A 13,920-nucleotide genomic window follows, 5' to 3' on the forward strand; every position below is an offset into this window, starting at 1 on the left:
GGCCGGGCGGCGAAATGCGTCGCTCGCTTTTGTCGAGTCTCTGGCTGAACTGGATTACCAATGCACCGTTTGCTGAACGGCCTTTTCGGCCTTGGCGTTCTCGCGCTCGCCTCCTGCGCTTCCACCGGACACCGTGATACAGTGACCCTGCAGACGGCGCTGGTGGCGACCGAAAGGCCGACGGAGGCTGGTTCAGGCAGCCCCGAGGCCATCGAGGTGATGATGACGGGCTCGATCGACAAATCGGCGGCGGCGGAAGCGGCTCCGCTCAAGATCAGTTCGATCCGTTCGCGGATCGTCGAGGGCGCGGATGCGGAAGCCGTAGCGCGTCCCGTCCGCCTTGTCGCCAGCAAGCCGGTGAAGGATTTTCCTCTTGCCGGGCGTACGATCTATCTCGATGAGACCCGCGACATCACGCTGGCCCCCAAGGAGGTCGTGCTGACCTTTGATGACGGTCCGGTTCCCGCCAGGACGCCTGCCGTGCTGCAGGCTCTCGAGGAGCACGGCGTGAAGGGCCTGTTCTTCATGGTCGGCGAAATGGCGCATTATCATCCGGAGGTCGCCGAGCTGGTCGTCAAAAGCGACCAGACCATCGGCAGCCATACCTATTCCCACCCGCACCTGCCGGCGCTGTCCCATGCCGTTGCGGTCGCGAATATCGATCGTGGTATCGCCGCCGTCGAAACGGCGACGGGCATCAATCCGCGCTTCTTCCGCTTTCCCTATCTGGCGGAGAGCGCCGCGCTCGATCGCGCGCTGCAGGAACGCGGCGTGATCCCGGTCGGCATCGACATTGATTCGCGCGACTATGAACAGGCCTCGACCGATGTTCTGGTGAACCGGATCATGACCGGGCTTGCCCGACGCGGCGGCGGGATCGTTTTGATGCATGACCTGCAGGGGCGCACGGCGCGCGCCATCGGGCCGCTTCTGGACCGGCTGGAGGCGGAAGGCTACAAGGTGGTGACGGTAAAATACGGCCGTCCGCCCGAGGAAGCGCCCGAAACGCTGATGGCGCGTCTTTCGCGCGGCCGCGATTAGGCCGCATCCGGGGCGTACCGCAAGCGCGCGAACCGGCTTGAAAACGGGGCATATGCGGTCTAGAACCGGCGCCATTGCGGCGGTTGCGATGGTGACCGGCACGCCATTGATGCGCTTCCCGGGGTTGAGCGGGCGCGCGGGTTTTCAGCAACACGGGAGGCCTCCTTGAGCCAGCGTAAACTCTTTCTTCTGCCCGGCGACGGCATTGGTCCGGAAATCACCGCGGAACTCGAAAAGATCATTGCCTTCATGAACGACAAGGCCGGCGCCGGCTTCGAAGTCGAAAAGGGCCTCGTCGGCGGTTCGGCCTATGATGCCCACGGCGTGGCGATCTCCGATGAGGACATGGCGCGGGCCATGGCGGCCGACGCCGTCATTCTCGCCGCCGTCGGCGGCCCCAAATGGGACAATGTGCCCTATGACGTGCGCCCCGAAGCTGGCCTTCTGCGGCTGCGCAAGGACATGCAGCTCTTCGCCAATCTGCGTCCGGCCATCTGCTATTCCGCGCTTGCCGCCTCCTCCTCGCTGAAGCCGGAACTGGTCGAGGGCCTCGATATCCTGATCGTGCGCGAACTGACCGGCGGCGTCTATTTCGGCGAGCCGAAGGAGATCATCGATCTCGACAACGGTCAGCAGCGCGCCATCGACACGCAGGTCTATGATACCTACGAGATCGAGCGCATCGCCGCCGTCGCCTTCGAGCTCGCCCGTACCCGCGACAATCGCGTCTGCTCGATGGAAAAGCGCAATGTGATGAAATCCGGCCTGTTCTGGAACCAGGTCGTCACCCGCGTTCACGACGAGAAATTCTCCGATGTGAAGCTATCGCACATGCTGGCCGATGCCGGCGGCATGCAGCTGGTGCGCGCGCCCAAGCAGTTCGACGTGATCGTCACCGACAATCTCTTTGGCGACATGCTCTCCGACGTCGCCGCCATGCTGACCGGTTCTCTCGGCATGTTGCCGTCGGCCTCGCTCGGCGCGGAAGACCCGGAAACCGGCAAGCGCAAGGCGATGTACGAGCCCGTTCATGGCTCGGCGCCCGATATCGCCGGGCAGGGCGTTGCCAACCCGCTGGCCATGATCGCCTCCTTCGCCATGTGCCTGCGATACTCCTTCAACATGATTGCCGAGGCCGAGGCGCTGGAAGCGGCGATCGCCGATGTGCTGGAGGATGGCTACCGCACCGGCGACATCATGGCCGAAGGGTGCAGGAAGGTCGGAACCGCGGAAATGGGCGATGCGGTGCTTGCCGCGCTTGCGAAGAAACTCGCCGCCTGATGTCCTTCGGCGCCGGTCTTTCACGGGCCGGCATGGAGGCTTGGCGGCGGTCTGCCGCCAAGATCGTTCCGCCAGAAAACTATCCACTTTTCAGCATGACGCCCTAGATGGAAGCGGATGACAGACAAACACCCGCTCCCTCCCGCACTCTACCGGACCAGGCTCCGTCTCTTCTGGAGACGGAGAAAGACGCAGAAGCCTTTCTCGCTCTCGGCCACCTGCTGGCCGTGGTTCCTTCTGCCTGCCGCGACGATGGCGCTTCTTTCCTTCGCGGCCCTTGACGGCCCGGTGGCCTCCGCCCGCGACGCGATGTCGGCGTCATTCCAGGACCTTGCCGCGCGATTGACGGATCTGACGACTTCGCCCTGGATTCTCGTGACCAGCGGAGCGGTGACGCTTGGCGCGCTTGCGGTTCTTGCCCGCGCCGGCAGGACGTCGGCGCGATATCGTGCCGTCCATGTCGCCCATCAGGCGATTTATGTCTTTTCCACCGTTGCGTTCGCCAGCGCCTCGGTCAATGTCGTGAAGCGGCTGATCGGCAGGGCGCGCCCGTCGCTTTTCGACAATGTCGGCGACTTCCATTTCCAGTTCGGCGGCTGGGCCTATGACTATGCGAGCTTTCCCTCAGGTCACGCCACGACATCCGGCGCCGTCTTTGCCGCGCTGGCATTGCTGTTTCCCCGGATGGGACCGGTCTTTGCCAGCATGGCCATCTTCTTCGCCTTTGCCCGCGTCGCCGTCGGCGCGCATTATCCGAGCGATATCTCGACCGGCTTGTTCTACGGGGCGTGGATTGCGGTGCTTACGGCAGTGATCTTTGCCCGCTATCGTTTGCTGTTCACCATCCCTGAGAAGGGGCTGCCTCAGCGCAGGTGAGGGCCGCCCGACCAATGCCGCGGCGAGCACCCTTCGGCTCGGGCGAAAGCAAACAAAACGATTTAGTTTCTCTCTGTTAGCAATCTATGGGTGTGTCCGATGCGCATATCGCGGTTGCGAAATAAAACGAAGGGAGATTCTAATGCAATACCATGTATAATTTATTCAAAAAGGTAGATACCTTAGGACGGTTCTCGGAATATAAACCAGTTTGAACCTGAAAAACCAGAAATTCAACGTGTGGTGGCTACAAAACCGTGAATTCGGCGATACATTCATTAGTGAAAGCTGATGCTAGACGTCAGCGAAGCTGCAACAGACACGGAAACATCATATGCGAGGCGCCCTCACGAGTTTCCTGGGCAGAATTGTGCGCAAGCCGACCTTGGTTGAGTGGCGGCTCATGCTGGCGCTCTTCGCCGGTCTGTTCGTTGCCGTCCTTCTCATCTGGTATGTTTCCTATACCGTGGAACAGCGCCTTCAGGCGCAGCGCACCCGGTTGCAGGCTGAAGGCGCTCTGCGCCTCGCGGATATCTGGGTCAGCGGTTTCATCGCCGAATATGCGCAGTACCTCAATGTAATCGGAGACAGTTATGCCCTCGGCATGCGGCTTGAAGACGAGGGCGCAACCGCAGCGTTGATCCAGGATTTTTCCGCCTGGGTGCGGGCGAAGCCCGACATTGCGCAATTACGCTATATCGCAGTCGACGGCACGGAAGAGGTTCGCGTCGACCGCGTCGGGGATGCGATTGTTCCGGTCGGCGCTACCGACCTGCAGGACAAATCCCCGCGCTATTACTTTCAGGCCGCCAACACACTGCCGGCCGGTTCGCTTTATCTCTCCCGGCTCGACCTCAATGTCGAGGATGGCGTGATCGAGGAACCCTGGAGACCGATGCTGCGCCTGGCCGCGCCGGTTTTTTCACCGGACGGCGCCCGCCGCGGCGTGCTCGTTGTCAATCTCGATGCCTCAAGCATTCTGGTCAAGCTTGATCTCTTGACCTCTCCCTTCGTCAGCCGAATTCAACTCCTGAATGCGGACGGTTACTGGATGGGCGGCGTGGCGCGGCGCGATCGCTGGGGTTTCATGTTCGGCAAGAACACGACGCTCGCCGAGCGTGCGCCGGGGCTCTTTGCGGACATGAAGGCCGGGGTCGAACACCGGAGCGATGCACAGGACTATGTCTTTGCCCGCCTGCCGGTTGGCGAGACGATCGCCGAGGACACCGGTTTCGATCATGTCGAAACGGCTGACGCGCCCTGGTACCTCCTGATCGTCTATCCGCTAAGACCTGGTTTTCTGTCATCGGAGAACCTGCCGGGCCTCGCCGTGCTTTTCATCGCCTCGGCCGCGTTTGCGGCGCTCGGCGCGCGGCTGATCGCCTATCGCAGGACGGCGGATGCACGGGTTCGCGCGGCGGAAGCGCGGATGGTGCGCATCGACCGGCTCGCAGGCCTTGGCGGTCTGGTGGCCGGCGTCGCGCATGAACTGAACACGCCGATCGGCAATGCCATGATGGTTGCGACCACGATCGACCGGCGCGCGGAAAGCCTTCAGGAGTCGCTTCAGGAAGGCCGGATCGGCCGCAACGCCTTCGCCCGGGCGCTCGACGATATCCGCCAGGGCACCCGGATGACCCGCGAGGCGCTGGAAGGGGCTGCGGAGATCATCGGCAATTTCAAGCAGATCGCTGTTGATCAGGCGAGCGACCGTCGTCGACGGTTTTCGCTCGCGCGCTACCTTCACGACACGATCTCGCTGCTCCAACCGCAGTTCTCAAAGGGCGATGTGCGACTTGTCGCCGGTCCGATGGACGAGATTCGCATGCACAGCTTTCCGGGGCCGCTCGGGCAGGCGGTCACAAACCTGGTCAACAACGCCCGCCTTCATGCCTTTCCGCACGGCGCGGCCGGGACCATAACCGTTTCGGCGGAACGGAAGGGCAGGCGCGGCGTGGCCATCAGCGTTGCCGACGATGGTTGCGGTATCTTGCCGGAAAACAGGGACAGGATCTTCGACCCTTTCTTCTCCACCTCGTTCGGAAAAGGCGGCAGCGGACTGGGCCTCGTCATTGTCCACAACATCGTCACCGGCGTGCTCGGCGGCGACATCGAGGTCGACAGCGCGCCGGGCGACGGAACGCGGATCACCCTTTTGCTTCCGCTTGTCTCGCCCGGTTCCGGCGTCGACGCAAATGCCTATCAGATGAAGGAGCAGGGCCCATGAACAATGATCTGGAGCTCGAACTCTTCGACGACGCGGCCGATGACGGCGCTGCGTTTGCCGGTCGGCCTTGGAAGGTGCTTGTGGTCGACGACAACCCGGATGTTCACGCTGCCACGGATTATGCGCTGAAGGATGTCTCGATCTTCGGACGGCCGCTCAAGACCATCTCGGCGCATTCCGTCGATGAGGCGATTGTGCGCGCCGAGGAGCACGAGGATATCGCGGTTTCGATGATCGACGTCGTCATGGAAACGGACGATGCCGGGATGAAGCTCGTCAAGGCTCTGAGAAACAAAGGGTTTTCGGATATGCGGCTGGTTCTCCGCACCGGCTATCCCGGCTATGCGCCTGAGCTTGCCGTGGTGACCGATTACGAGATCGACGGCTATCACACCAAGGATGAACTGACGCGCACGCGGCTGATCTCGCTTTTGACCACATCCATCCGCGCCTATGACAGCATCCGGGCCATGTCGCGCAGCCGCGAGGGGCTTGAGCTCATCGTCAGGAGCGCCCGACAGCTCTTCCGGCGCGGGAATCTGGAAATGTTCGCCGAGGGCGTGCTCACCCAGATTGCGGCGCTCCTGCGGGTGGATGCGGACGGTCTTGTCGCGGCAGCCGGTCCCCGCGGGGATGTGCTGCGCGTGGTTGCCGGCATAGGCCGCTACTCGGCCACGGGGCCGCTCGCCTTTGCCGAAGCGGCGCCGGACATCGCCGATCTGTTCGAAGAGGGCGAGCCGAACCTGGAGCCGGTCTTTTCCGGCGGCTATATGGGCCTTTGGTTTGACGCTGGAAAGGACGGCCGCCTTTTCGCAGCCCTCAGGACGGATCGGGCCGTCGGCCAGCCGGAGCTTGACCTCCTCCGGCTCTTTGCAAGCAACATCGCCGTCGGCTTCCAGAATCTCGCGCTCATCGAGGCGCTTGACCGGCTGGCCTTTCGCGATGCTTTCCTGGACCTGCCGAACCTCAATGCCTTCGAGCACGCCCTTGGCACAGCGCTCGATGTCTCCCGTGCCGGTCATATCGTCAAGGTTCACGTCTGCGACTACCAGACCATGGTCGCCTCCTTCGGCAGCCTGGTCGCCAACAAGGTTATGCAGGAGGCCTATACCCGCCTGCACCAGCTCTGCCAGGGAAAATGCACGATCGCTCTGATCGCCGAAGGGGCATTCGGAATCGTTGATCCGGAGGGCGTGCTTTCCACCCACGGCCTGTCGCGCGTGCTGGATAAGGCCTATCTTGTGGACGGCATCGAGCTCGCGCCGCGCCCCACCTCGGTGATGATCCCGATGGATGACCTGCCGGAGGACCGCTCGCGCGCCGTCAGCGTCGCGACGGCGGCGCTTATTCACATCAGGAGCGTCGAGGACGGCGCCCATGTGCGGTACGGAAAGGCGGAGCGCAGGGCCTGGGAAAGGCAGGGGCGACTGGAGGAGGCGCTGAAGGCAAGCGTGGAGACGGGCAGGGGGTTTTTCGTCGTCCTGCAGCCGAAGGTCATGCTCGATACCGGCCTGGTGTATGGCGCGGAGGCGCTGTTGCGCTGGCGGGTCGCCGATGAGGCGATCTCCCCGGACGAGTTCATTCCGATCGCCGAGCGCACCGGCATGACGCGGGCGCTGACCGGATTTGTGCTGCGGCAGGTTGCCGATTGGTCCCGGACCCACATGCGCGAGGACGCGGAGCCGCTGCGCGTTGCCGTCAATCTGTCCATGGCCGATCTGAACGTGCCGGGCTTTGCCGCATGGCTCTGTCGCCGGGTCGATGCGCTGGGCCTTGGCCCGCAGACGCTGGAATTCGAAGTAACCGAGGCGATCGCCATGCACGGCCGCGTCGCCATTCGCCAGGTCGAACTGCTTTCACGGCGGGGCTTTTGCATCTCGCTGGACGATTTCGGCACGGGCTATTCCTCCTTCGGTCATCTCAACACCCTGCCCATCAGCTTGGTGAAGATCGACCGCAGCTTTGTCCGCGACCTTTCCGGGGAAACGGCGAACCGTTCCCTCTGCTCGGTCATCGTCGCGATGTCGGAAAAGCTCGGCGTCGAATGTCTGGCCGAAGGCGTGGAAACCGAGGCGCAGCGTCTGGCCCTTTTGGAGATGGGCTGCCGGAAGGCGCAGGGCTTCCTGTTCGGCAGGCCGACAGCAATGGATGAATTCGCGGAGCGCTTCGGACTATCCGGCTGAAACGGAGTCGCCGGAGCGGCTCCGGCGCGAGGGAGCGGACCGGTTCAGGAAAAGAACCCTTACCCTCAAAACTAATGGCGGCGCGCTGGTCTTATGGCTATGGTGCGGGAAGTACCCACCTTTTTCGTGTCAGAAGCAATAGATGAACCAACCAGACGAAGCCCGGATCGAACATGAACTCCATCGTGTTGCGGCCTCAAACGATCCTTTTGCCGCAGCCGTCCGCACCACCCGGATGCCGATGCTGATCACCGATCCGGGGCAGCCCGACAATCCGGTCGTTTTTGCCAATGACGCTTTTCTGCGGCTCACGGGTTACGGCCGGGACGAGATTCTCGGGCAGAACTGCCGGTTCCTGCAGGGCACGGGCACCAATTCCGACGATGTGACCAAGGTGCGCGACGCGATTGCGCGGCAGGAATCGATCGAGATCGACCTGCTCAACTATCGCAAGGACGGCTCCAGCTTCTGGAACCGCGTGCTGATCTCGCCGGTCTTTGATAGCGACGGCAAGCTCATCTATTTCTTCGCCTCGCAATTCGATGTCACGCCGGAGCGGCGCCGGATCGCCGAAATGCACGTCTCGCAGGAGGAACTCGAAGAGCAGATCGAGCAGCGCATCCATGACCTGAGGGCATCCGAAAACCGGCTGCGCTTCATCCTCGAGGCCGCCAAGATGGGTTCGTGGACGCTCGAACTCGGGACAAAGCGACTGATCACCTCTGCCCAGGCCAAGGCCAATTACGGCCTCGCGCCGGCCGACAGGCTGAATTTCGAGGATGCCCGCAAGGCTGTCGATCCGGCGGATTTCGAAACCTGGAGCAAGGGGCTGGAACGCACGATCCGCGGCGAGGAGGATCTCCATCTGGTCTATCGGATCCGCACACCGAAGGGCGAGCTGCGCTGGCTGGAGGCGCGCGGCCAGCTTTCCGGCACGCCCGGCGGCAACCAGTTCATCAGCGGCATCACCCAGGATATCACCGAGCGCAAGGAAGCCGAGGAGCACCGCAAGCTGCTTGCCCGCGAGCTGAACCACCGGGTCAAGAATTCGCTGGCGATCGCCCAGTCGATCTTTGCGCAATCGCTGAAGTCTGCCAAGTCACTTGAGGAGGCGCAGAGCATCGCGTTCGGCCGCATCCGGGCCATGTCGACGGCACAGGACCTTCTGACCAAGGAAGGCTGGAATTCCGCCGAGCTGCGAGCGCTTGTCAGCGACGTGATGGAGCCGTTCAAGGGCGCTGATATCAGGGTCGGCGGACCGCGCGTCATCCTTAACGAACAGGCGGTTTCCGCGCTGTCGCTGGCACTCTACGAACTGGCGACCAACGCCACCAAATACGGGGCACTTTCGGTGCCCGGCGGCTCCGTGACGATCCATTGGGAAATCGTCAAGAACGGCCACCGCACGCTGCATTTCCACTGGAGCGAGATGGGCGGGCCACCGGTCGAGCCGCCGAAGAAACGCGGCTTCGGTTCCCGCATGATTGAGGAGATCGTCGCCCATTCCATGGATGGAACGGCGAAGATCGAATACCGCCCGACCGGCGTGATCTATACGATCGTGGCGGATCTGCCCGATGACCCCGACAGGCTCGTGCCAAGCGATGACAGGGACGAGGCGGACGGGGAGCCAGCCTGAGGGCCCGGTAGGGCAAGAACAAGAAAGGCCCCGAAACGGCAATGCATGCGCGTTGCGGGGCCAGTGGGGGAGGGAGACTTTTCTTATTCTGCAGGCCAGATGGCCTGCAGCTTTTCGCCCGCAAGAATGCGGTCGCGATTGGTTGCCTCTTCCTTTCCGAGCGCGTCTGCCTGATCGGCAACGGCCTTGACGTGTTCCTTCGGAATGACGACCACGCCGTCGATGTCGCCGAAGATCACGTCGCCGGGCTTGACGGTCGCCTTGCCGATCTTGAGCGGCACCTGGCTCTTTTTCGGTTCCTTCTTGCCGGTCACGCCGATCGGGCTCGGCATGGTGCCGAACAGCGGATAGCCGAGCGCCCGCACCTGGGCGAGATCGCGCACCGTGCCGTTGACGACGGTTGCCGCGCAGCCATGGGTCTTGGCGCCGGTGCTCATCAGTTCGCCCGAGCAGGAGCCCGGCGCGCAGGAGGCGTCGCAGACCATGATGCCGCCCTTGGGCGCATTGTCGATGGCGTTGTGGTAGACGTCCTGGGGCTCGCCCTTGCGGTCGGACGGCTCGAACAGGACGGTGACGGCCGGGCCGCAGACCACGTCGCCGGGCTCCAGCGCGCCAAGCAGCGAGATGCCCTCCAGGCAGCCCCATAGTCCGAGCGCTTCCATGCTGTCATGGATATCCCCGGAATACCATTTCTTCAGACGCTCGATTGCCTCCCAGTCGGTGTCCGAATAATCGAAGTCGGCCATTTCATTCCTCTTTTCTGGCTTTTTTCTGGTTTGATTTCTCGATCGCCTGCCGCAGGTAATCCGCGGAATTGTCGATCTGCGCGCGCAGCAGCGCCTTGGATCCGGCCTTGTCGCGGGCCATGATCAGGTCGAAAATGCTGGCGTGTTCGGCATAGGCCTCGTCGAGCGATTTGGTCGGCACGCGGCTCGAGATGTGCATCACTTCATTGATGAGGCCGGAAAGATTGTCATAGATGTGCTGCAGCACCTGATTGTCGGTCGCATGCACCAGCGCCAGGTGGAAGGCGGCGTCGGCATTGACGAAGCCGGAAAAATCGCCATCGTCGCGCGCGGTGCGCATGGCTTGAAGCGCAGCCTCGATCTCCGGCGTCACCGGGCTTTCAAGGTCCGTCAGGATTTCCAGAACCTCGGCCTCGATCATCCGGCGCACGGCCATGAGCTGGAGCAGATAGTCGGGATCGGTCGAAAAGCGCTGGCGCACTGTGACGGCCAGCGTTTCGAGATAGCCGTCGACGTCGTCACGCACCACTTCCGTGCGCTCGCCATGGCGGCGACGCACCAGCCCCTTTGTCTCCAGTACCTGGATCGCCTCGCGCACCGACCGGGTGGAAACGCCGAATTCGTTGGCGATGGCGCTTTCGGAATCGAGCCGGTCGCCGACCTTGAGTTCGCCGTTCAGAATGCGGCTCTCAAGAATGGACGATACTTCCGAATGCAGCCGCTCGCGTCGTTTCAGCAGTCCACCATTCGCCTTTTCGGCTTCGGTTCTCATCATGCGTTCCGTTTCCTTTTCGCTCGGTTGACAATACTTATGTCATGAGTCATAAGTCAAGTGTTATGTCACTGCGGGGTCGCCTAAGAAGCGGGTTCGAAGAAAGACTCACAACGGGAGGTAGATATGAAATCCACTCTGAAGACACTTGTCCACACCACGGTTGCCGCTGCGGCTCTTCTCGGGCTTGCGGGCGCTGCCCATGCCGAATGGCCGGAGCGCGCCGTTACGGTGATCGTGCCGTGGTCCGCCGGCGGCGGAACCGACGCCACCGCGCGCGCCGTTGCCGCCGACCTGGAAGAAAAATTCGGCCAGCCCTTCAATGTCGTCAACCGCACCGGCGGCGGCGGTCTTGTCGGCCACTCGGCCATCGCCAACGCCAAGGCGGACGGCTACACGATCGGCGTCATCACCATCGAAAGCACGATGTACGAAACGCAGGGCCTGCCGGGCGTCAATCCGGACAGCTACGACTATATCGGCCGCTACAATGCCGATGCGATCGGCATCAATGTTCAGGCCGACGCCGGTTATGACGGTGTTCAGGCGCTGATCGATGACGTGAAGGCCAACCCGGGCACGATCACCGCCTCGGGCGCCAATCGCGGCGGTCTTTCGCATCTTGCCTGGGCCGGGCTTCTCAACAAGCTCGACATCGCGCCGGACGCCAGCCCCTGGGTTGCTTCCGACGGGTCAGCGCCCGCGCTGCAACAACTTGCCGCCGGCGCCATCGACGTGGTCTCCACATCGCCCGCCGAAGCCCGTTCGCTGGTCGAGGCCGGCGAAGTCGCGACACTGGCGCTGATCGCCGATGAGCGCAGCCCGCTCTTCCCCGATATCCCGACCACGACCGAGGCGCTTGACGTCCAGTGGTCGCCGATGCCGTTCCGCGGCCTTGCGGGTCCGGCCGGTCTTCCGGCCGAAACCGTCGAGAAGCTCGAAGCAGCACTTCAGGAAATCTGCGATGATGCCGAGTTCCAGAAGTTCATGTCGTCGCGCGGTTTCTCCGTCGCCTATCAGGACGCCGCGACCTTCAAGCAGACGGTCTACAATGACTATGAAGGTCTTGCCGAGACCATGAAGGTTCTGGGTCTGGCGAAGTAACGTCGTCGGAGTGAACTGACATGAAAATCAGCGACCGGATTACCGGGCCCGCTTTGTCGCTCTTCGGAGCGGCCGTGATCGTGGGGGCGACGAAGCTCCCCACGGTTCCGGGCGTGCGCTTCGGTGCGGACCTCATGCCCATGCTTGTGGGTATCGGCTTTATCGGGCTCGGCATTGCCATCAGCATGGGCGCCTTCATCGCCGGCGGCGGGCAGAAACTCATCGACCTTTCCGAATGGCATGTGCCGATGCGCAAGAAACTGGCGGCCGTCTGGACGCTTGCCGGCCTCTTGCTCGGCATCTTCCTGTTCGAAACCGTGGGCTTTCCGCTCTACGCCTTCATCTACATGGCCGTATTGATGCTGCTGATGGGCGCGTCCTGGATGGTCACGGTAATCGTCAGCCCGACGGTCGTGCTTCTTCTCTATGTCGGCTTTTCAAAAGGCCTGCTGGTGCCGCTTCCCGCCGGCCTTCTGGGAGGGATATTGTCATGAGTGCCGATACGCTGCTTCAGGCCCTTTCGATCGTCTTCCAGGTGGATGTGCTGCTCGCCATCCTGCTCGGCGCTGTCTACGGGCTTTTCATCGGCGCGTTGCCGGGGCTGACGGCGACCATGTCGACCGCCCTTCTGGTGCCGGTCACCTTCTACATGGCGCCCGTGCCGGCGATCGCGTTGATCGTCTCATCGACGGCCATGGCGATCTCGGCCGGCGACATGCCGGGCACGCTCCTACGTATTCCCGGAACACCGGCATCGGCCGCCTATACCGACGAATCCTATCAGATGACGCTGAAGGGCAAGGCGTCGACCGCGCTTTCCATCGGCTTCTTCTTTTCCGCCATGGGCGGCCTTGTCGGCGCCACCGTCCTGCTCGTCACCGGCCCGTTGCTGGCGAAGATTTCGCTCAATTTCTCCAGTTTCGAATTCTTCTGGCTGGCCGTGCTCGGTCTTCTGACCTGCGCGCTGGTCTCCGGCAGCGATGCGGCACGCGGTTTCACCTCGCTTCTGATCGGGTTGCTGATCTCCACGGTCGGGCTCGACATCACCACCGGCGCGCCGCGCTTCGTCTTCGGCCAGATGGAACTGATGGGCGGCGTTTCCTTCATTCCGGTGATGATCGGCATGTTTGCCTTTTCGGAGATCCTGCGCGGCTTCACCACCGGCCAGACCGGCAGCGGCGCTGAAATGCCGAAGCTTGGAAAGATCGTGCCGTATCAGGGCATATTCGGCCTGTTCCGCAAATATCCGTTCTCCTTCGTGCGCGGCGCCTCGCTCGGCACGGCTGTCGGCGCGCTGCCGGGCATTGGCGGCGACCTTGCGGCCTGGATTGCCTATGGCATGTCCAAGCGCTTCTCCAAGACGCCGGAGAAATACGGAACCGGTCATCCGGAGGGGCTGATCGAGTCGACCTCATCGAACAATGCCGGGCTTTCCAGCGCCTGGATCCCGGCGCTCGTCTTCGGTATTCCCGGCGATGCCGTCACCGCCATTGCCGTCGGCGTTCTGTTCATGAAGGGCGTTAATCCCGGCCCGCGGCTCTTTGTCGAAAACCCGTCCATGCCGACGGCGATCATTCTCTGCTTCTTTGTCGCCAACCTGCTGCTGTTCCCGCTCGGCTTTGCCGCGATCAAGCTCGCCCGCCATGTTCTGTCGATCCCGCGCTCGGTGATCGTGCCGATCATTCTGGTGTGCTGCTTCCTCGGCTCCTACGCGGTCAACAACACGCTGTTCGGCGTCTGGGTCATGCTGATTGCCGGCGTGGTCGGCTATCTGATGGAACGCAACGGCTTTCCGATTGCCCCCGTCATTCTCGGCCTTGTTCTGGGGCCGGTGCTGGAGCGCAACTTCATCATGTCGATGCAGATATCGGGCGGCAACCTTCTCGGCTTCTTCGAACGTCCCATCGCTGCCTTCCTCGGCGTGGTCGTCTGCCTCATTCTGGTCGCGACCGCTGTCCGTTCGATCCTCTATTTCCGGCGCGGCGCGCCGGGCGAAAAAGACGCGGTGCAGAGCCCGCAATAAATCCATCCCGGCGGGTGCGCCGCCAATT

The 13,920-nt window shown here is 62.6% G+C and carries 11 protein-coding genes; 9 read left to right on the forward strand and 2 right to left on the reverse strand.

The window, feature by feature from the left end; genetic code table 11:
- Positions 1–60 precede the first annotated feature (60 nt).
- From JET14_RS04560 to JET14_RS22890, 6 genes are all read left to right on the forward strand, one after another.
- Positions 61–1,041 carry a polysaccharide deacetylase family protein gene (locus tag JET14_RS04560; protein WP_200336997.1) on the forward strand — a complete coding sequence of 327 codons (981 nt, stop codon included), beginning with the start codon at positions 61–63 and terminating at the stop codon, positions 1,039–1,041.
- Between the two features lie 165 nt (positions 1,042–1,206).
- Positions 1,207–2,322, forward strand: a complete 1,116-nt coding sequence (leuB, locus tag JET14_RS04565; protein WP_200336998.1) for a 3-isopropylmalate dehydrogenase — start codon at positions 1,207–1,209, stop codon at positions 2,320–2,322.
- 117 nt (positions 2,323–2,439) lie between these two features.
- A complete protein-coding gene (locus JET14_RS04570) occupies positions 2,440–3,198 on the forward strand; it encodes a phosphatase PAP2 family protein (RefSeq protein WP_200336999.1) in 759 nt (252 codons plus the stop codon).
- Positions 3,199–3,532: 334 nt separating this feature from the next.
- Positions 3,533–5,425, forward strand: coding sequence for a sensor histidine kinase (locus tag JET14_RS04575; protein ID WP_200337000.1), 1,893 nt, complete (start codon positions 3,533–3,535; stop codon positions 5,423–5,425).
- Positions 5,422–7,608 (forward strand): EAL domain-containing protein, encoded by a 2,187-nt coding sequence (locus JET14_RS04580; protein ID WP_200337001.1) that lies wholly within the window; start codon positions 5,422–5,424, stop codon positions 7,606–7,608. Before JET14_RS04575 ends, JET14_RS04580 begins: the two co-directional genes overlap by 4 nt.
- Before the next feature lie 142 nt (positions 7,609–7,750).
- Complete coding sequence (locus tag JET14_RS22890) at positions 7,751–9,247, forward strand: PAS domain-containing protein (RefSeq protein ID WP_200337002.1); 1,497 nt, start codon at positions 7,751–7,753, stop codon at positions 9,245–9,247.
- Between the two features lie 83 nt (positions 9,248–9,330).
- On the opposite strand, the gene JET14_RS04590 is transcribed toward JET14_RS22890, so the two are convergent.
- Together JET14_RS04590 and JET14_RS04595 are read right to left on the reverse strand one after the other, a co-directional pair.
- Positions 9,331–9,993 carry an RraA family protein gene (locus tag JET14_RS04590; RefSeq protein ID WP_138747315.1) on the reverse strand — a complete coding sequence of 221 codons (663 nt, stop codon included), beginning with the start codon at positions 9,991–9,993 and terminating at the stop codon, positions 9,331–9,333.
- A gap of 1 nt (position 9,994) precedes the next feature.
- Positions 9,995–10,768, reverse strand: coding sequence for a FadR/GntR family transcriptional regulator (locus JET14_RS04595; protein WP_200337003.1), 774 nt, complete (start codon positions 10,766–10,768; stop codon positions 9,995–9,997).
- A gap of 123 nt (positions 10,769–10,891) precedes the next feature.
- Between JET14_RS04595 and JET14_RS04600 the strand changes: the two genes are divergently transcribed.
- From JET14_RS04600 to JET14_RS04610, 3 genes are read left to right on the forward strand one after another with little or no spacing between them, the layout of a single operon-like run.
- The gene (locus JET14_RS04600; RefSeq protein ID WP_183485120.1) at positions 10,892–11,869 is read left to right on the forward strand and encodes a tripartite tricarboxylate transporter substrate binding protein; all 978 of its coding nucleotides are present in this window, start codon (positions 10,892–10,894) and stop codon (positions 11,867–11,869) included.
- Positions 11,870–11,889: 20 nt separating this feature from the next.
- Positions 11,890–12,363: a tripartite tricarboxylate transporter TctB family protein gene (locus tag JET14_RS04605; RefSeq protein ID WP_200337004.1), complete on the forward strand. Its 474-nt coding sequence runs from the start codon at positions 11,890–11,892 to the stop codon at positions 12,361–12,363.
- Complete coding sequence (locus JET14_RS04610; protein WP_200337005.1) at positions 12,360–13,892, forward strand: tripartite tricarboxylate transporter permease; 1,533 nt, start codon at positions 12,360–12,362, stop codon at positions 13,890–13,892. Before JET14_RS04605 ends, JET14_RS04610 begins: the two co-directional genes overlap by 4 nt.
- The last annotated feature ends 28 nt before the right edge of the window (positions 13,893–13,920 follow it).

The sequence above is a fragment of the Martelella lutilitoris genome (genome assembly GCF_016598595.1).
GTDB classification, from domain to species: domain Bacteria; phylum Pseudomonadota; class Alphaproteobacteria; order Rhizobiales; family Rhizobiaceae; genus Martelella; species Martelella lutilitoris_A.

Bases quoted from the DNA above. Each gene is read 5' to 3' on its own strand.
- JET14_RS04560 (WP_200336997.1), top strand. From the start codon at position 61: ATGCACCGTTTGCTGAACGGCCTTTTCGGCCTTGGCGTTCTCGCGCTC.
- JET14_RS04570 (WP_200336999.1), top strand. From the start codon at position 2,440: ATGACAGACAAACACCCGCTCCCTCCCGCACTCTACCGGACCAGGCTC.
- JET14_RS04575 (WP_200337000.1), top strand. From the start codon at position 3,533: ATGCGAGGCGCCCTCACGAGTTTCCTGGGCAGAATTGTGCGCAAGCCG.
- JET14_RS04580 (WP_200337001.1), top strand. From the start codon at position 5,422: ATGAACAATGATCTGGAGCTCGAACTCTTCGACGACGCGGCCGATGAC.
- JET14_RS22890 (WP_200337002.1), top strand. From the start codon at position 7,751: ATGAACCAACCAGACGAAGCCCGGATCGAACATGAACTCCATCGTGTT.
- JET14_RS04590 (WP_138747315.1), bottom strand. From the start codon at position 9,993: ATGGCCGACTTCGATTATTCGGACACCGACTGGGAGGCAATCGAGCGT.
- JET14_RS04595 (WP_200337003.1), bottom strand. From the start codon at position 10,768: ATGATGAGAACCGAAGCCGAAAAGGCGAATGGTGGACTGCTGAAACGA.
- JET14_RS04600 (WP_183485120.1), top strand. From the start codon at position 10,892: ATGAAATCCACTCTGAAGACACTTGTCCACACCACGGTTGCCGCTGCG.
- JET14_RS04605 (WP_200337004.1), top strand. From the start codon at position 11,890: ATGAAAATCAGCGACCGGATTACCGGGCCCGCTTTGTCGCTCTTCGGA.
- JET14_RS04610 (WP_200337005.1), top strand. From the start codon at position 12,360: ATGAGTGCCGATACGCTGCTTCAGGCCCTTTCGATCGTCTTCCAGGTG.